This window comes from Salinicola sp., from assembly GCF_982684285.1.
Genome location: NZ_CEXLVS010000065.1, coordinates 1 through 17,603, shown reverse-complemented (window position 1 = coordinate 17,603; position 17,603 = coordinate 1). Strand labels below are relative to the sequence as shown.

The window sequence follows — 17,603 nt, the reverse complement described above, 5'->3', positions numbered from 1 at the left end:
GGGATTGTCCCCCTGGGGTAGCCAATGGTTGTTCGAGCAGGCCCAGTCGCGAGGCTGGGGCGAGGCGCAACGTTTCGAAGGCGCGCCGCTCGATGAGCTGACCGTCGAAGGTCTGCGCCTCTCTGCCGGCGCACTGGACCTGTCCGTGGACCGTCTCCACCTGGCCTGGGCGGACGACTGCCTGCTCAAGGGTCGGGTGTGTCTGGACGACCTGACGATCGCGGGCGCGCGAATTCGGCTGGGCGAGAGCGAATCCCAGCCGCCCCCCGAGCCGGAAGCGGCCGAAGACGGTGGCATGCCGTCCCTCTCCGTGCCGTTGCCCATCCAGATTCGCCAGGTGCGCCTGGACGACGTCGGCATTCATCTCGCCGACGGCACCAACGTGCACTGGGATCATTTCCGGACCGGTGCCGAGATGTCCGGCAACCACCTGAAACTGCTGCCGACGACTCTGGAGCGGACTCGCATCGCACTTCCCGACACGCCGGGCCGGACGCTGGCAGCGCCCGACCTGGGGAGCGGGGTCTTGAGCCCGGATGCCATCGATGTGTCGGTCGCCATCAACACGCCCGCCGATGAGGGCGGTGCCAAGACCTCCGCTCCGCTCACGGATTCCGCCGCGCTGGCCGCCGTCCCCGACGACCCGGTCGCCATCGCGCTGACGCCGCTGACCCTGGCAGCCGCTGCCAACGTGGCCGACGGCGATGCCGGGCAGAGCGACGCGCGGGTCCAGAGCATCGAGCAGAGCCTGCGGGAGATCCGCGACCGGCTGCCCGATATCCAGTTGCCGCTGGAGGTCGAGATACCGGATCTGACGATCAGCGACCTGCGACTCGAGGGGCCGAACCCGCAACGTCTCGACCGGTTGGCGCTGTCGGCTTCCGCGGTCGATCGCCGGGTCGAGATTCACCGGCTAGTGGTGGAGGCGCCCGATGGTCATGCCGAACTCACCGCCAGCGCCGAGCTTCAGGGCGACGTTCCGCTCTCGCTGTCGCTGCGGGGGCGTGTCACACGAGCGCCGGTCTACGGCCAGACGCTGTCGCTCGACGCCAGCGGGACGCTGGCCGACCTGGACATCCGGCTGCGCACGGCCGGCAACGCGGAGGCAGCGATCGATGCGAGACTCCAGGCGTTCGAACCGGGGCTGCCGTTTTCGGTGAACGTCAACGCCGAACGGCTGCGCTGGCCACTGGTATCCCGGCCCTTCGCACCGCTCACCGACCTGGACGGCGGAGTCGATGAAGTCGCGATCCTGGGTGCCCGCGAGCTTCGCGGCATCGAGGAGACCGAGCAGCCCCCAGCGCGGTACCAGCTCGACCACCTGGCCCTGGATGTCGAAGGCCGGCTCGACGACTACCGCGCCAGCGTCGATCTTGCCGGTCAGGGAGAGGGGCTGCCCCCGGTGACGCTGACTGTCGCCGGTGAAGGAGACCTCGATCATTTCCGCTGGCAACCGATGCGGCTGGCAGCCGAGGGCGGCCAGCTCAATAGCCAGGGCACCGTACGCTGGACGCCGGCGCTCTCGGCCAGCGTGAACCTGGATTTCGAGCAGCTTCCGCTGGGGGCGTTCACCCAAGCCGTGACGGGGCAGCTGAACGGCCAGGCACGCGCGGCCTTCGCCATGCGTGACGACGGCGGCTGGCAGCTGTCGGTGCCGCAACTGGCGATCGACGGCCGGCTGCAGCAGCGTGCACTCAAGCTGAACGCCCGTCTCGACGGCAACAGCGACATGCAGTGGAACATCCGTGCGCTCGATTTTCGCCAGGGCGACAACCGGGTGACCGCCAGCGGCCGCATCGACGACAATCTCGCCATCGATGGTCGGATCGACGCTCCGGCCCTGGGCACGATCCTCCCCGATCTCTCGGGTGCGCTGCGCGGCCAGTTCCAGGGGCGCGGCACGCTCGAAAGGCCGCAGATCGCGGTCGACCTGCAGGGCAGCGACGTGGGATACGCGGAGAACCGTCTCGACCAGTTGGCGTTGAAGGCCACTTCCACCGGTACCCAGGACCCCCAGTTCGACGTCGACTTGAGCGCCAGCGGAATCCAGGCCGGCGGACAGCAGCTTCGAAGCGTCGACCTAGGCCTCCAGGGGCGACTGTCGCGACATCAGCTCTCACTCGACGTGAGCGGTGGCGAAGGCCTGCCGGTCGCGCAGGCTTCCGTGAGGCTGCAGGGCGGTCTGGACAGCGCGCTCCAGCACTATCGGGGCGCATTCTCCCGGCTCTCGGCGTCGACCGACTACGGCGACATCGCACTACGCGACTCGCTGGACTTCAGCGCCAACCTGACCAACGCCAGTGCGACGATCTCGCCATTCTGCCTCGATCGCCAGCAGGGCGGCGCGCTCTGCCTGACCGAGCGCATGAACGCATCGGCCGCACAGGGGCGCGCGGCACTCTCGATCGACGAGGTCCCGATGGCGTTGCTCAACGATTTCATGCCGAGCGGGTGGCAGGTCGATGGCCAGACCGGCGGCAACGTGATTGCCAGCTGGTCACGCGGCGGCCAGGCCTGGGCGGCTACGGCCGACATCGATAGCCGTGTCGATGTCAGCGGTGTCGACGCGAGGGGAGCCCCCTGGCGGGTGCCGGCGGCGACGATGTCGCTGTCGCTGGATGCCAACCAGCAGCGCGCCCAGACCCAATTCGACCTCCAGTTGGAGGATGCCGGTCGGGTGCAGTTGCAGGCCCGGATCGACGATCCGGCGGGGCAAGGCACCCTACAGGGGCGCCTGCAGATGAGCGATCTTCGATTCAGCCCCTATCGGCCACTGGTCTCCGGGATCGATCAGTTGGAAGGGGCCCTCAATGGCGACGTCTCCCTGAGTGGCATGATGGCGATGCCGGCCCTGAACGGCGACGTCAAGATCGACGGCGTGAGGGTCAAGGGCGGCGTGTCGCCGGTGGCGGTGACCGATGGGCAGCTGACGCTGGCACTGCAGGGGCAGTCATCGACACTGCAAGGGTTCATCCAGAGTGACGACGGACGGCTTGACCTGACCGGGGACGCCAATTGGCAGGAGCCCGACAACTGGCGAGCCAACGTCGATATCGACGGCACCGAAGCCCCGCTGATGGTGGCGATGCCGGCATACGGGCGTCTGCGGATAGCGCCGGACCTGCAAATCCGGGCGATGCCTCAGCGCTTGCAGGTCCGGGGCGACGTCAGCGTGCCGTGGGCACGCCTGGAGATCGGTCAGATTCCCTCGTCCGCGCAGGCGCCCAGCAGCGACACCGTCGTGATTACCGAGGAGGAGGACCGGCAGCAGCAGGCCGCCGCCGCCGCCCGGCAAAACGACGAGGGGGCCGGTACCGCCCAGGCCCTGGCCGATGCGGGTATGCAGCTCGACGTGCGCGTCAACCTGCATCTGGGGCCCGACATGAAGCTGGAGGCCTACGGGCTCGAAGCCGGCCTTCGGGGCGAGCTTCAGGTACGCCAGGGCACCGGTCCGGTTCAATTGTATGGAGACGTGAACCTGGTCGATGGCACCTACACCTCTTTCGGGCAGGATCTCATCATCCGGCAGGGCCAGGTGCTGTTCAGCGGACCGGCATCGCAGCCAAGCCTGCAGTTCGAAGCCATTCGCAACCCGGACACCACCGAGGACGATGTGATCGCGGGCTTGCGGGTGACGGGCTCCGCTTCCGCGCCGCGGCTGACGATCTTCTCCGAGCCGGCGATGACCGAGAGTCGTGCGCTCTCTTATATTCTGAGAGGCCGGGCGCCCGAGGACTCGGGTAGCGGAGACGTCGCCCTGACTTCGGCCCTGATCGGGCTCTCGCTCCCCCAGACCGGCAGCGCGGTGGGGCAGGGCGGCCAGGCGTTCGGCGTTCAGGACCTGAGCCTGGATGCCTCGGGATCGGGCGATGACAGTCAGGTCGTGGTCAGCGGTTACGTCTTCGACGACTTGAAGGTGAGCTATGGCGTCGGCATATTCTCTCCCATCGCCGAGCTGACCCTGCGTTACCGCCTGATTCAGAATCTGTACCTGCAGGCCGTTTCCGGAGCGGCGCAGGCCGTCGATCTGATCTACACCTTTAGCTTGGGTCGCGCCGACGGCAGCTGACCCACTCAATCGACACTCCCGGCGTGGGCCATGACCGCACGCCGGCCTCGATCACTCGGAGGCAAACCATGTTCCAACGACGTTCCGATTCGCTGCCGACCGCGGAGACGGCGCTGCCGGGCCGCGAAACCCCCATTCAGATCAGCGGAGAACATCTGCTCAATGGCGCCTCGATGCTGCCGCCGTTCCCGGCCGGTACCGAGCAGATCGTGCTGGGGCTGGGGTGTTTCTGGGGCGCCGAGCGGCTGTTCTGGGAGCTGGAGGGCGTGACGGTCACGGCGGTGGGCTATGCCGGCGGCATCACGCCCAATCCGACCTACGAAGAGACCTGCACCGGCAAGACAGGGCATGCCGAGGTCGTCCTGGTCGTCTACGATCCCGCCCGGATATCGCTCGAGTCGCTGCTGGGCACGTTCTGGGAAGCCCACGATCCGACCCAGGGCATGCGCCAGGGCAACGACCTCGGCACCCAGTACCGTTCGGCGATCTACACCACCAGCGAGTCGCAGCGGGCGATCGCGGAGCAGAGCCGGGACGAGTACCAGTCAGCTCTGCGCTCCCAGGGACTTGGGACGATCACAACCGAGATTCGTCCGCTGGAGACGTTCTACTACGCCGAGGGGTATCACCAGCAGTATCTCGCCAAGAATCCCAATGGGTACTGTGGCTTGAAGGGAACCGGCGTCACTTGCCCGCTCCCGGCCTGAGCGCAGGCCGGGCTCCAGCCATCGGCGGGGATTCTCCGCCGTCGCTCCCGGTCGCTCTATGGACAGGAGAGGTGAGAGGGCGCCGCTCGCTCCAGCCGTCGTGGCGCCCACTGTTGCAGCTGCCCCTCGACACGGCGCGTCAACCAGGAGCGAAGGCGTCCGTCGCGTCGCTCCACGTAGCCGACGTGTCCGCCATGGCGGGCAATCTCGACCCGAACCGATGGCGAGGGCGGCGGTAACCGCGAGAACAGATCCGCCGGCATGAAAGGGTCATCCTCCGCATGCAGAATCAGCGTCGGCAGCTCGATCTCGCCCAGCAGTGGCCCCGCCGACGCCCGTCGATAGTAATCGGCGGCCGAGTGGAATCCATGCAGTGGGGCGGTGACATCATTGTCGTAGGCCCAGAAGCTGTTCAACCGACGGATCTGGTCCACGTCGATCTTGAGCGGCAGCGGCGTCGTCTGCAGCCGGGTCAGTACCTTGCGTTTGAGCTGGCGCAACAGATAGCGTTGATAGAGGCGGGAGATGCCGCGGTTGAGGGTATCTGCACTCGCCGCCAGATCCAGCGGTGCATTGATCGCGATGGCGCCTTCCAGCGGCAGGCCGTCGCCGCCCTGTTCGGCAACCAGCTTCAGCAGCATGTTCGCGCCCAGGGAAACACCGGCAGCCACCATGAGCGCCTGGGGGTAGCGTTGCGCCAGTTTACCCACGATCCAGTAGGCATCGGCGGTATCGCCCGAGTGGTAAGCCCGCGGCAGTCGATTCGGCGCCCGCCCGCAGCCGCGAAAATGCATTAGCACGGCACGCCATCCCGATCGAGCCGCCGCGTGAAGCAGCTCGCGGGCGTAGGGGGAGTCGAAGGACCCCTCCAGGCCGTGGAAAAGCAGGAAGATCGGTGCATCGTCTCGCGGCGGGGCCGGCCGGGCCCAGGCCAGCTCCACGAAATCGCCGTCCGGCAGATTGACGATTTCGATCTCCCGCTCCAGATTCCTCCCGGGCAGAAGCCGTGGCAGCAGCGTCTGGATGTGGGCGTTTCGCAATCCCGCTGGCGCCTGGAAGTCGGCCGCTACGATCGTGCTTGCCATGACGAGCTCAGCCCTCGGCGCCCGGTTTGGCTTGCGTCAGATTGGCGTGGCCATCCGCGGTGACGATCACGTTGTCCTCGATCCGGATGCCACCATGGTCCTGCAGTCGATCGATGGCGGACCAGTCGACCGCGTCGCGCTGGGCGCCATGCCGGAATGGCGCCAGCAGCATCGGGATCACGTAGAGCCCGGGCTCGATGGTGACGACCATGCCGGCGTCGAGCGATCGCGTCAGGCGCAGGGCGGGGTCCGCCGCCGGTGGCGGTAGCGGCGCTCCCCCCTCGTCGCGCTGGCGTCCACCCACGTCGTGGACCTGGATCCCCAGGCTGTGCCCCAGCCCGTGGGGGCAGAACGCGCGGGTCAGGCCGCACTCCACCGCGGCCTCGGCGCTGATCGATATCAGGCGGGTCTCCACCAGCAGCTCGGCCAGATGCCGATGCATCTCCCGATGCAGTTCGACGAAGTCCAGGCCCGGGGCCAGGCGGGCAATCAGACGCTGTTGATAGTCGATCACGCCTTGGATCAGGCGCTCGAACAGCGGATCGGCGTGAGCGGAAGCCCAGGTACGGGTGATGTCCGCCGCGTAACCGGCATGGGCATGGCCGGCGTCGACCAGCAGCGAGCGCGGCACGTCGGGCGCCTCCACGTCGTAGTGTTGGTAGTGGAGGGTGCCGGCGTGGTGATTGATGCCGATGATGTTCTGGTAGGGCACCTGCGATTCTCGCTGACGCGTCGCGGCGAGATAGGCGAGCTGGATATCGAGTTCGCCGGCGCCATCGGCAAAGGCGGCGCGGGCGGCTTCGTGGCCCGCCAGCGCCCACTGATTGGCGACGAACAGGCAGTGGCGCTCGTAATCGTCCTTGCGCATGCGCAGCTCATCCAGCGCCGCCAGCAGTGCCGGTGGATTGAGTTCAGCCCCCAGTGGCATCGACGCTGCATCCAGGTTGCCGATCACCGCCAGTCGCCGGGCGGAGATCTGCCGAGGGGGCGGCCAGCCGGTGTCACGCAACGGCTCCAGCGTCAGCATTTCCGCCAGCACGCCCGTCGGCGTCGGCGTGGCGAGATGCCAGAAGTCCGCCGGCGCGTAGTAATACCACCGGGGCTTGCTACCCGGCTGGACCAGCAACCAGTCATGCTGGTGGTGACTCGCACCGGTCCAGTGGACGAAGTGTCCGTAGCCCTTGAAAGAGGTCTCCTGATCGTCGGCAAAATGCACGCCGGCGTGGCCGCTGTAGATGAGAACGGCATCGAACCCCTGAGTGGCCAGGATGCTGGCGTAGGCCGCCTCCAGGCGCTCCAGGTGGGCGCGTTGGTGCGTCTCGGCGCTATCGGTATGAGAGGTCATGGCGCGTTTCCTGTCGTGGGACTGGTCGTCTGGCCGGTCGCCAGCTGCTTCAGCAGCCCCGGCAGCGAGGGATGACGGTTATCGTGACGAAAATAGAGGCGTAGCGACAGCGGCACGTCCCACCGCTGGTCGCCGGCTCGAGTCAGTTCGCCGGTTTCGAGCAGATGGTGAACCGTACGCCAGGGTAGCCATCCGAGACCATACCCCTGTTGTACCAGTTCGCGGATGTTGGATGTCTGGACGTTTTCGTTGAGCGTGGTGAGGTGGACCTCCTGCCGAGAACGCCCCCAGTGGGCCTGTAGCGCCGCCGCGATCAGCCCGCTGGGGTGATAGGCGATGTGCGGTACCGGCTCGCGCTTGCTGCCCGGCAGCATGAAGCGCGGCTGTCCATCGAGCGTGGCCAGGCTGACTGGCACCAGGCGTTCTTCGCCGATCTCGAGATAGCGCACTCCACCGAGGTCGATATCCATCGCCGTGCGGCCCTCCGGCCAGTAGCACAGTGCCAGATCCACCTCGCCGCGTTCCAGCGCCTGGAAATACTCCCCGATCAGCCAGCTCGTGGCACGAAGATAGGGTTCGACCTTGGCCTTGAGCGCATTCGCCTCGAGCCAGCCCGGCACGAAATGGGTGACCAGGCTCTGCGGCGCTGCCAGCTTGACCCGCCGCGCGTCTTCCCGGTCGAGGTTGTTCAGCCGCTCCCGCGTCACCCGGACCCGCTCGGTGATCTGCTGACACAGGATCAGGAACTCTTCGCCGGCCGGGGTCAGGCTCAGCGGCAGCGTCTGGCGATTGATCAGCGTCGCCCCCATCGACTCCTCGAGCAGTTTGATACGCCGCGAGAAGGTCGGTTGGGTAACGTTCTGCTGATCGGCAGCGCGAGAAAAATGACGCGTTTCGGCCAGGACGATGAAATCCTCTAGCCAACGTAGTTCCATGGGTTTCTCTGTCGTGAATCCTGCTGTTGCGCGGCACCGGTCAGCGAATTGGCATGGCCTCGCATCGATCCGGCACAGCCTACCCGATGGGCCCGGGGGCGACTATTGGAGACCTTCATCAGATTCGCCCCTCCTCGACGGCATGGCAGGCGACCCGCTGGCCATCGGGCAGTGCCCGTGGCAGCGGGCGCTCGCGTTGGCAGCGGCTGTTGGCGTGCGGGCAACGGGCACGAAACACACAGCCGTCCGGCGGCTCGACCGGCATCGAGGCTTCACCGTTCAGGCGCAGCGGCGGGGCATGCCCGTCCTGCAGGCGAGGGCTCGCTGCCAGCAGCGCTCGGGTATAGGGATGACGGGGGCGGGTGAACAGGCTATCGGCATCCGCCAGTTCACAGATCGTGCCCAGATACATCACCGCGACTCGCGTGGCGAAGTGTTCGACGACCGCCAGATCGTGGGTGATGAACAGATAGGTCAAACGACGTTCGGCCTGGGCGTCCATGAGCAGGTTCAGAATCTGGGCCTGCACGGAAAGATCCAGTGCGGAGACGGGCTCGTCGGCAATGACGAACTCCGGGTCCACGCTGAGGGCCCGGGCGATGGCGATACGTTGTCGTTGACCGCCGGAAAACTCGTGCGCAAAACGCTCGCCCCAGCCGAGATCGATCCCCACGTCGGCCATCAGCGCATCGGCTCTGTCGCGTACCCGGGCACGCGGCCAGTCGGCGTGGTGGAGGCGAATGGGCTCTTCCAAGGCTTGGCGTACCGTCAGGCGAGGATTGAGCGAGGCGTAGGGGTTCTGAAAGATCATCTGCAAGCGCCGACGGTAGGGCCGCCACTGGCTCGCCTTGAGGCGGTCGACGCGCTGTCCGTCGTAGTGAACCTCGCCGCCGCTGGGCGTCAGCAGCCCCATGATCAGGCGGGCCAGGGTCGACTTGCCGCATCCCGATTCCCCCACCACGCAGAGCGCGTCGCCGCGCTGAATTTCCAGATCGACGCCGTTGACCGCGTGAATTCGCTGACGACGCCAGGCGCGCGCACGCTTGTCGAACCGCCACGGCAGCAGGCGTTCCGGATGCAGCGCGAAACGCTTGCTGAGATCCTGGACCTTGAGCAACGGCGTCGCCGCATCGGCGGCACGACCGAGCGCCTGCAGCGAATCGGCAGGTGTCATGTCGTCTCCTCCTCGATGGGCAGGGTGGCTATCAGTTCCCGCACCCAGTGACAGGCGACCCGGCTCTCGCCGGACACGACGGCCTCGGGAATCCGTTCGCGGCAGTCCTGGCGGGGCTGGCCCTGCGGCGTGAAGCGGTAGCGACAGCGCGGGTGGAAGGCGCACCCTTCCGGCACTTGGGACAGGCTCGGCATGGTGCCGGGAATCTGTGCCAGCGGCTGCCTGGGCAGCGCCATCTGGGGCAGGGCGTTGATCAAGCCCTGGGTGTAGGGGTGCTGGGCGTCGTTGATGATCTCCCGCGTCGGCCCCTGCTCGACGATGCGGCCCGCGTACATCACCAGCAGGCGCTGCGTCAGTCGGCCAATGACCCCCAGGTCGTGGGAGATCACGATCAGGCCGACGTTGTGTTTCTCGCACAGCTGCTTGAGCAGGGCGATGATCTCCGCCTGGATGGTGACATCGAGTGCGGTGGTGGGTTCGTCGGCAATGATGATGTCGGGATCGAGCAGTAGCGCGATGGCAATGACCACCCGCTGACAGAGGCCGCCGGACAACTGATGCGGATACTGCGCGAGGCGCTGCTCGGGAGACGACACCTGGACCTGGCGCAACTTGTGCAGCGCCACGCTCCTGGCCCGACGGGCGGAGATCCGACGGTGCGCCTTCAGGCTCTCGATCATCTGCTGGCCGATGGTCAGCACCGGGTTGAGCGTCGTCAGCGGATCCTGGAAGATCATCGCCACCCGATTGCCCCGGATCCGGCGTAGCTGGCGATCGGACAGCTGGGTCAGCTCGCGCCCCTCGAAGCGGACCTGGCCCCGGACGATGCGTCCCGGGCGGGAGAGCAGCCTCAGCAGACTGAAGGCGAGCACCGACTTGCCGGCGCCGGATTCGCCCACGATCCCCAGGCGCTCGCCGCGATCGAGCGCGAAGCTCACGTCGCGCACCGCGCGGATCTCGCCGTGCCTCAACGGGAAACGCACATCGAGATGCTCCACTTCCAGCAGCGCCATTGGCATTAGCCCTTGTAAAGACGGGGGTTCATCGTATCGCGCAACCAGTCCCCCAGCAGGTTGACGACCAGCACCAGCCCCACCAGCAATAGCCCGGGCAGCAGCGTGATCCACCAGGAGCCGGACTGCAGGTAGTCGAACCCGGACTTGATCAGCGAGCCCAGCGAGGGCTCGGTCTCGGGCATTCCCAGGCCCAGGAACGACAGCGCCGCTTCGGCCATGATGGCATTGGCGATCTGGACCGTGGAGAGCACCAGGGTCGGCGACAGGGTATTGGGAAGAATGTGCCGCCACATGATGCGATGGCCGGAGAAGCCCAGTACGCGTGCGGCATCGACATACTCCTTCCGCTTCTCGGCCAGCACGCTGGCCCTCACGGTGCGGGCATACTGCGGCCACTCGCTCAAACCGATGATCGTGATCAGGATCGCGATGCCATAGTCGCCGTAGAATGCGCCGCCGAAAGCCGCCTTGACCACGGCGCCGACGATGATGGCCATCATCAGGGTCGAGAACGACAGCTGAATATCGGCCACCCGCATCAGCAGCGCGTCGACGACGCCCCCCCGATAACCCGCGAGCAGGCCAAGTGCCGTCCCCAGCAGGGATTGGACGAGTACCGCCCCGAAGCCGATCGCCAGCGAGACGCGAGCGCCATACAGCATGGTCGACAGCAGGTCCCGACCCTGGGCATCGGTGCCCAGCAGGTGGCCAGGTTCGCTGCCCGCCACCCAGAACGGGGGCAGCTCGGAATCGAGCAGGCTGATCTGGGCGAGGTCGTAGGGATTGGTCGGGGCGATCCAGGGTGTGAACAGCAGCCCCACCATCAGCAACCCGAACAGCAGCAGGCAGACCTGGGCGCGGCGGTCTCGCTGCAGCCGGTAGAGAAAATAGGAGTCGCGGAAGCGACGCCATGCCGTGGACGGGGTGCCGTTCTCGAAACTCATGCGCTCCTCCCGCTCAGCGTTACCCGCGGATTCAGGACCCGATAGAGCAGGTCGACGAGGGTATTGGTCACCACGAACATCAGCCCGACCACCATCAGGTAGGCGACGACCAGCGGCATGTCGGCCCGCTCGATGGCGTCGAGAAACATCAACCCGGCACCGGGCCACTGGAACACGGTCTCCGTCAACAGGGTGTAGGCCACCAGCGTGCCGATCTGGACGCCGCCGAGGGTCACCACCGGCAGCAGGGTGTTCTTCAGCGCATGCAGGAAGTATATCCGTGACGGTCGCAGGCCCCTGGCCCGGGCGTACTTGACGTAGTCCGACTCCAGCACTTCCAGCATCTCGGCGTGGATCAGGCGGACGAACAGCGGCAGCATGACGAACGCCAGGGAGAGGGCGGGCAGCAGCAGATAGAGGAGCCCCTGCCACGAAGCGAAGTTGGTGTACCAGACACCCCAGACATGGACGGGGTTGCCACGGCCGTAGGCCGGCATCCCGCCGTCGATGGACAGCAGCTGGTTGAGCCACTGTCCCCATCCGGTATCCATGGGAAACAGCGTCACCTGGATGCCGATCGAGAAGAGCTGGATCAGCACCATGGCGGTGAGGAAGATCGGCACCGAGATGCCGATCAGCGACAGTCCCATCAGCCCTCGCGATAGCCAGCTGCGAGGGCGGATCGCGCAGAAGATGCCCATCGGCACCGACAGCAGCAGTGTGATCACGGCACTGGCGGCCACCAGCTCCAGGGTGGCCGGGAGGTAGCGCGCGATGACATCCAGCGCGGGCTCATGGAAGAAGTAGGAGTCGCCGAAGTTCAGCTTCACGGCGTTGCCGGCGAAGTGCAGGTACTGCATCCACAACGGTCGATCCAGGCCGAGCGAATGTCGCAGCGCCGCCGACTCGGCATCGGTCGCCGTCGGCCCCAGCATCTGCGGGACGGGATCGCCCAGCCCGCCCTGTACGGCGAATCCGATCACGCTGATGACGAACATCACCGCCACGGCCTGCAACAGCCGGCGCACCAGGAAGAATATCATCGGGGATGGACCACCACGTCACCCAGGTAGGGCATGTTCATCACGTTGAGCACCGGCGCGATATCGACGCGATCGCTCGCCGCCCAGGCGAGATTCTGCCAGTACAGCGGGATGAACGGGGCCTGGTCGTGAATCTCCCGTTCCGCCTGCTGCAGCAGCCGGGCACGAGCCGTCGGCTGCGTGGTGAGGTTTGCCCGCTCCACCAGCGCATCGATCCGCGGATTGCAGTATTCGCTGGCATTGTATCGACCCGCGCCGGTCTCGGCGTCGGGACAGAAGGTCAGGTATTCGAAGAAATTGGCGGAGTCGCCGGTATCCGAATACCAACCCATCATCATCATGTCGGCTGCGCGGTTGTCGTACTCGGCCCAGTACTGGTTCTTGGGCAGGGTCTCGAACTCGACGGTGACGTTGATCTTGGCCAGCATCGCGGCGATCGCCAGCGCCACCTGCGCCGTCTGGGCGTCGTTGACATAGCGGTTGTTGGGGGCCATCAGGGTGACCGAGAAGCCGTCGCCGTAGCCCGCTTCGCGCATCAGTTCGCGAGCCCTGGCGAGATCGTGCCGCGGGGTCAGCGTCGGGACGTGGCCCGCGTATCCCCGCGGCGACATCTGCGCCGCGGGGGTCGCAAATCCCTTCAACAGGCGCTCGGCGATGGCGGTCTGGTTGACTGCGTAGGCGAAGGCGAGGCGCACGCGTCGGTCGCGAAAGGCCGCCACCCGCTGCTCGTTGAGCTGCAGCATGGTGATACGGGTGCCGGGCATGGTGACCAGTTCGACCCCTTCGGCGTGACGAAGCCGCTGGACCGCGTTGAAGGGGACCGGAGAGATGAAATCGACGTCGCCGGCGAGCAGAGCGGCAACGCGGGTGGCGTTCTCGGCGATGGGCGTCATCACCAGGCGATCGACGTTGCCGGGAGAGTCGGTGTCCCAGTAGTCCGGGAATCGCTCGCTCTCGATCCTGGCGCCGGGCTGGCGTTTCACCACCTCGAAGGGACCGGTACCCGACAGGTGACTCGAGGCGAATGAATTGCCGTTCTTGACGATCTCGCTCTTGTCGCGCCCCCTGGCCGAGGTGCCGGAGTAGAATCGGCTGTCCATCGGGAAGATGTAGGTGGCCAGGTTGAGCAGAAGCGGGTAGGGCTGGCGAGTATGCAGGTCCACGGTGAACTCATCCACCGCCTCCACCCGGCTTATCGGCGCGAAGATGGCCCTGAAGTCCGGGCTCCGCTGCAGCCGGTGCAGCGTCCAGACGACATCCCTGGCGGTGAACGCATTGCCGCTGTGGAACGTTACCCCATGGCGTAGATGGAAGCGCACGGTCGTGTCGTCGCGCCGCTCCCAGCGGGTGGCGAGGCGGGGTTCGAAGTCGCGCTCGCGACTCCAGCGAACCAGCGGATCGAAGGCGAGGTGCGACAACTGGAGCATGCCGATGGAGAGCTGTTCGTGGATGTCCAGCGATACCGGGTCGGTATCGTAGGCCACCCTGAGCGTGATGGGCCTGTCGTCGGCCAGGGCGGCTTCCGTCGGGAGAGGCATCAGCAGCCCCCCGACCAGAAGGCCGAGCATGAACGTTGTGAGGCGCATCGCGGGTTCCGCTGTTGTTATTGAACGTCGTTGTCATTGAACGTCGTTGTTGTCGAACGGCGCTATGGGGTCGATCGGGCTGACGGGGGAGCCCGTCGACCATCACCTTACTGATAGACGGTGGGCCAGCCCAATCGAAATCTTGTTGCGCGCCATTCAGTCGCCGAATGGCGGCGATGAACGGCGCGTCGCGACGGCCCGACGGGGAGCGATCAGCTCTGGGCGGGAATGGTCGGCTGGATGCGGATGGTCCCCGTCTGGTCGGCACGGGAGACGGTGCAGCCCAGGTCGTTGACGCGGCCGTCCTTGAGCCCGTAGACCCAGCCATGCACCGACAAGGGCTGCTCTCGCTCCCAGGCCCGCTGGATGATCTTGGTGCGACACAGGTTGGCGACCTGAAGCCGCACGTTGTGCTCGCACAGCCGATCGACCCGTTCGTCCAGGGAGAGCGGCTCCATCTCCGGCCTGAGCTGCTGATAGAGTTCGCTGACGCTGTTGAGCCAGTAGTCGACGATGCCATGCTCGCCACCGGTGATCGCGGCCTTGACGCCGCCACAGCCGTAGTGGCCCACGACCATGATGTGCTTGACCTTGAGCACGTCGACGGCGAACTGGATGACCGACAGCGCATTCATGTCGTTGTGATAGATCAGATTGGCGACGTTGCGATGCACGAACACCTCGCCGGGCGGCAGGTCCACGATCTGATTGGCAGGAACCCGGCTGTCGGAGCATCCGATCCAGAGATAGTCGGGATTCTGCTGTTGGGAGAGCTGAGCGAAGAAGTTCGGATCGCGCTGCTGAATGCCGTCGGCCCAGCGCCGGTTCTGTTCGAGAAGAGTCTGGATATCGTTCATGACGGTAACCTGAGTGTGTAGTTGGGCGAACGTGTCGGTTCGCGATCGAATCAGCGATTCTAGGCCATCCGCCGATATTTTCGAAGCTGCCGGGGTCGGCCTCGCAACCGCTAGCGCCATAACACCAAAGCATTTTTTATATCACCCCGATAGTTTCGGACTTTTCCGACGCCGACGCCGGGCTGGTATGATCCCTCCAACATTTCTCTAGGAGTCTCACAGTGGCGAATTACGATTACGACCTTTTCGTGATAGGGGCCGGGTCGGGCGGCGTCCGCGCCGCGCGCACCGCCGCAGCGACCGGCGCCAGGGTCGCCGTTGCCGAAGACCGCTACCTCGGCGGCACTTGCGTCAACGTGGGTTGCGTGCCGAAGAAGCTGTACTCCTACGCTGCCCACTTTCACGACGCATTCGAGGATAGCCGTGGATTCGGCTGGACGATTCCCCAGGCGCCGGCTTTCGACTGGGCGACGCTGCGCGACAACAAGGTCGAGGAGATCAAGCGCCTCAACGGCATCTACGGCCGCTTGCTGGAAGGTGCCGGCGTCAGGCTGATCAACGGTCGCGCCAAGCTCGTCGACGCCAACGCCGTCGAGATCAACGGCGAGCGCATCACCGCCGAGAAGATACTGGTCGCGGTCGGTGGCTGGCCCTGGACGCCCCAGTTCGAGGGCAGCGAACTGACCGTCAACTCCAACCAGGTGTTCGATCTCGACAGCTTCCCGCGCCGTTTCCTGGTGCTGGGCGGCGGCTATATCGCCGTCGAGTTCGCCAGCATCTTCAACGGATTGGGAGCGGATACGCACCTGATCTACCGCGGCGGGCTGTTCCTGCGGGGATTCGACCAGGAAGTGCGCGAATTCACCCGCGACGAGATGGCCAAGAAGGGCGTCAACCTGCATTTCGAGGCCAACATCGAGCGTATCCGCAAGGTCGAGGGTGGACTCGAGGTCACCTTGACCAACGGCGAACGGCTCGAGGTGGACGCGGTGCTGGTCGCCACCGGCCGTCGCCCGCACCTCGAAGGTCTGGGGCTGGAGGCGCTCGGGGTCGAACTCAACACCGACGGCACGCTCAAGGTCAACGAACGATACGAATCCTCCGTGCCCTCGATCCTCGGCCTGGGTGACGTGACCGGCGGCCCCGAACTGACCCCGGTCGCCCTGGCGGAGGCGATGCACATGGTCCAGCACCACTATGGCGACAAGACGCCGGGGCCGCTCGACTACCAGGACATCGCCACGGCGGTATTCTGCCATCCCAACATCGGCACCGTCGGTCTCACCGAAGAAGAAGCCCGCGAGCGATTCGAAGCGGTACGCATCTACAGCGCGGATTTCCGCCCGATGAAGCACACGCTATCCGGCAGCGACGAGCGTTGCCTGATGAAGCTGGTGGTGGACGATGCCACCGATCGGGTGGTCGGGGCCCACATGGTGGGCGACGAGGCTGGAGAGACGATACAGGGCATCGCGATTGCCGTGCGTGCCCGGCTGACCAAGACCGACTTCGACGCCACGGTGGGCATCCACCCGACCGCGGCGGAAGAGTTCGTCACCATGCGAAGCGTCACGCGCCGCTGACCCGGGTTCGATCGCTACCCGATCCCAATGGCCGCCCCCGAGGCGGCCATTGTCGTTTGCGGCCGAACGACCGACGCCTGGCGGTCGGAAATGGCCGAATGAGCGACTTTCGATCGCCTCATTCATGCCACGTTTTTTCGCGGCTCGTCTAGACTCGATAGGCAAGAGGGCGGCAACATCCATATAAATAATATTTATTGATTAGGCGCGGCAAAATAACCTGCCGTTTGAAGCAATTCCCGCACGCTGTTATCCTTGATCCCAATTTCGCCATAGCGATGATGACGATGACCAATCCCAACCCGGCATTCACCCCCTCGGCGGACCTGGCGCGACCGACCGTCGCCGATGCTGTCGTGGGCAAGCCAGACATGCCTCTGTTCATTCGCAAGCCCACCACCGAAGATGGCTGGGGCATCTATGAACTGGTCAAGGCCTGCCCCCCGCTGGATGTCAACTCTGGCTATGCCTATCTACTGCTCGCCACCCAGTTCCGTGACAGCTGCGCCGTGGCGCCGACGGAGGATGGCGAGATCGTCGGGTTCGTTTCCGGTTATGTCAAAGCCGCCGCGCCGGACATCTATTTTCTGTGGCAGGTGGCAGTGGGGGAGAAAGCTCGCGGCACGGGCCTCGCCCGCCGCCTGGTCGAGGCCGTGCTGACCCGGCCGGAACTCGCCGGCCTGAATCACCTGGAAACCACCATCACCCCCGACAACCAGGCTTCATGGGGACTGTTCAAACGTCTTGCGGATCGCTGGCAGGCACCGCTCATCAGCCGCGAATATTTCTCGACCGACCAGTTGGGCGGCGAGCACGATCCGGAAAATCTCGTCCGGATCGGGCCGTTCGACCCGCAACGCATCTAGAGCGGATTGCGATCCGCCTCATCACGCATCGCCAACCAGGGAGGCTGTATGCAGACCCAGATTCTCGAACGCATGGAGTCCGAAGTCCGGACTTATTCCCGCTCGTTTCCCATCGTGTTCACCAAGGCGCAGGGCGCGCGGTTGACCGCTGAAGATGGCCGCGAGTACATCGATTTCCTCGCCGGCGCCGGCACCCTGAATTACGGTCACAACCATCCGAAGCTGCAGGAAGCACTGGTCGAGTACATCACCTCGAATGGCATCGTGCATGGCCTCGACATGTGGACCGCCGCCAAGCGCGACTACCTGGAGACGCTGGAAGAGGTGATCTTCAAGCCGCGTGGCCTGGACTACAAGGTCCACCTGCCGGGCCCGACGGGTACCAATGCGGTG

At 65.6% G+C, this 17,603-nt stretch carries 14 protein-coding genes; 5 read left to right on the top strand and 9 right to left on the bottom strand.

Features of this window, described 5'->3' with window-relative positions:
* Positions 1-4,069: autotransporter assembly complex protein TamB (gene tamB, locus AC3AYF_RS07870; protein ID WP_487779593.1), on the top strand; the 4,069-nt coding region annotated here is incomplete at its 5' end.
* A gap of 68 nt (positions 4,070-4,137) precedes the next feature.
* A complete protein-coding gene (gene msrA, locus AC3AYF_RS07865) occupies positions 4,138-4,776 on the top strand; it encodes a peptide-methionine (S)-S-oxide reductase MsrA (protein ID WP_295036164.1) in 639 nt (212 codons plus the stop codon).
* A 56-nt stretch (positions 4,777-4,832) separates the two neighbouring features.
* Here msrA and AC3AYF_RS07860 read toward each other — a convergent pair whose 3' ends face one another.
* From AC3AYF_RS07860 to AC3AYF_RS07820, 9 genes are all read right to left on the bottom strand, one after another.
* Positions 4,833-5,861 carry a hydrolase gene (locus tag AC3AYF_RS07860; protein WP_295036163.1) on the bottom strand — a complete coding sequence of 343 codons (1,029 nt, stop codon included), beginning with the start codon at positions 5,859-5,861 and terminating at the stop codon, positions 4,833-4,835.
* A 7-nt stretch (positions 5,862-5,868) separates the two neighbouring features.
* Positions 5,869-7,206: a Xaa-Pro dipeptidase gene (gene pepQ, locus AC3AYF_RS07855; RefSeq protein WP_295036162.1), complete on the bottom strand. Its 1,338-nt coding sequence runs from the start codon at positions 7,204-7,206 to the stop codon at positions 5,869-5,871.
* Positions 7,203-8,141: a LysR family transcriptional regulator gene (locus tag AC3AYF_RS07850; protein WP_295036161.1), complete on the bottom strand. Its 939-nt coding sequence runs from the start codon at positions 8,139-8,141 to the stop codon at positions 7,203-7,205. Before AC3AYF_RS07850 ends, pepQ begins: the two co-directional genes overlap by 4 nt.
* A 118-nt stretch (positions 8,142-8,259) precedes the next feature.
* Positions 8,260-9,315 (bottom strand): ABC transporter ATP-binding protein, encoded by a 1,056-nt coding sequence (locus AC3AYF_RS07845; RefSeq protein ID WP_487779592.1) that lies wholly within the window; start codon positions 9,313-9,315, stop codon positions 8,260-8,262.
* Positions 9,312-10,328 carry an ABC transporter ATP-binding protein gene (locus AC3AYF_RS07840; RefSeq protein ID WP_295036159.1) on the bottom strand — a complete coding sequence of 339 codons (1,017 nt, stop codon included), beginning with the start codon at positions 10,326-10,328 and terminating at the stop codon, positions 9,312-9,314. The genes AC3AYF_RS07845 and AC3AYF_RS07840 overlap by 4 nt, the downstream gene beginning before the upstream one ends.
* 5 nt (positions 10,329-10,333) lie before the next feature.
* Complete coding sequence (locus tag AC3AYF_RS07835; RefSeq protein WP_487779591.1) at positions 10,334-11,275, bottom strand: ABC transporter permease; 942 nt, start codon at positions 11,273-11,275, stop codon at positions 10,334-10,336.
* Positions 11,272-12,318 (bottom strand): ABC transporter permease, encoded by a 1,047-nt coding sequence (locus tag AC3AYF_RS07830; RefSeq protein ID WP_295036157.1) that lies wholly within the window; start codon positions 12,316-12,318, stop codon positions 11,272-11,274. Before AC3AYF_RS07830 ends, AC3AYF_RS07835 begins: the two co-directional genes overlap by 4 nt.
* Positions 12,315-13,904, bottom strand: coding sequence for an ABC transporter substrate-binding protein (locus tag AC3AYF_RS07825; protein ID WP_487779590.1), 1,590 nt, complete (start codon positions 13,902-13,904; stop codon positions 12,315-12,317). The genes AC3AYF_RS07830 and AC3AYF_RS07825 overlap by 4 nt, the downstream gene beginning before the upstream one ends.
* 212 nt (positions 13,905-14,116) lie before the next feature.
* Positions 14,117-14,761: a carbonic anhydrase gene (locus AC3AYF_RS07820; RefSeq protein ID WP_295036154.1), complete on the bottom strand. Its 645-nt coding sequence runs from the start codon at positions 14,759-14,761 to the stop codon at positions 14,117-14,119.
* Between the two features lie 221 nt (positions 14,762-14,982).
* On the opposite strand from AC3AYF_RS07820, the gene gorA reads away from it, so the two are divergent.
* From gorA to AC3AYF_RS07805, 3 genes are all read left to right on the top strand, one after another.
* Positions 14,983-16,344, top strand: a complete 1,362-nt coding sequence (gene gorA, locus AC3AYF_RS07815; RefSeq protein ID WP_295036153.1) for a glutathione-disulfide reductase — start codon at positions 14,983-14,985, stop codon at positions 16,342-16,344.
* Positions 16,345-16,631: 287 nt separating this feature from the next.
* Positions 16,632-17,210, top strand: coding sequence for a diaminobutyrate acetyltransferase (gene ectA, locus AC3AYF_RS07810; RefSeq protein WP_295036152.1), 579 nt, complete (start codon positions 16,632-16,634; stop codon positions 17,208-17,210).
* Positions 17,211-17,258: 48 nt separating this feature from the next.
* A partial coding sequence (locus tag AC3AYF_RS07805; protein WP_487779589.1) for an aminotransferase class III-fold pyridoxal phosphate-dependent enzyme occupies positions 17,259-17,603 on the top strand: 345 nt, incomplete at its 3' end.

Excerpts from the sequence above, each read along its gene's own strand:
- AC3AYF_RS07850 (WP_295036161.1), bottom strand. The coding sequence starts at position 8,141 with ATGGAACTACGTTGGCTAGAGGATTTCATCGTCCTGGCCGAAACGCGT.
- AC3AYF_RS07820 (WP_295036154.1), bottom strand. The coding sequence starts at position 14,761 with ATGAACGATATCCAGACTCTTCTCGAACAGAACCGGCGCTGGGCCGAC.
- AC3AYF_RS07860 (WP_295036163.1), bottom strand. The coding sequence starts at position 5,861 with ATGGCAAGCACGATCGTAGCGGCCGACTTCCAGGCGCCAGCGGGATTG.
- AC3AYF_RS07840 (WP_295036159.1), bottom strand. The coding sequence starts at position 10,328 with ATGGCGCTGCTGGAAGTGGAGCATCTCGATGTGCGTTTCCCGTTGAGG.
- AC3AYF_RS07845 (WP_487779592.1), bottom strand. The coding sequence starts at position 9,315 with ATGACACCTGCCGATTCGCTGCAGGCGCTCGGTCGTGCCGCCGATGCG.
- AC3AYF_RS07825 (WP_487779590.1), bottom strand. The coding sequence starts at position 13,904 with ATGCGCCTCACAACGTTCATGCTCGGCCTTCTGGTCGGGGGGCTGCTG.
- pepQ (WP_295036162.1), bottom strand. The coding sequence starts at position 7,206 with ATGACCTCTCATACCGATAGCGCCGAGACGCACCAACGCGCCCACCTG.
- msrA (WP_295036164.1), top strand. The coding sequence starts at position 4,138 with ATGTTCCAACGACGTTCCGATTCGCTGCCGACCGCGGAGACGGCGCTG.
- AC3AYF_RS07830 (WP_295036157.1), bottom strand. The coding sequence starts at position 12,318 with ATGATATTCTTCCTGGTGCGCCGGCTGTTGCAGGCCGTGGCGGTGATG.
- AC3AYF_RS07835 (WP_487779591.1), bottom strand. The coding sequence starts at position 11,275 with ATGAGTTTCGAGAACGGCACCCCGTCCACGGCATGGCGTCGCTTCCGC.
- ectA (WP_295036152.1), top strand. The coding sequence starts at position 16,632 with ATGACCAATCCCAACCCGGCATTCACCCCCTCGGCGGACCTGGCGCGA.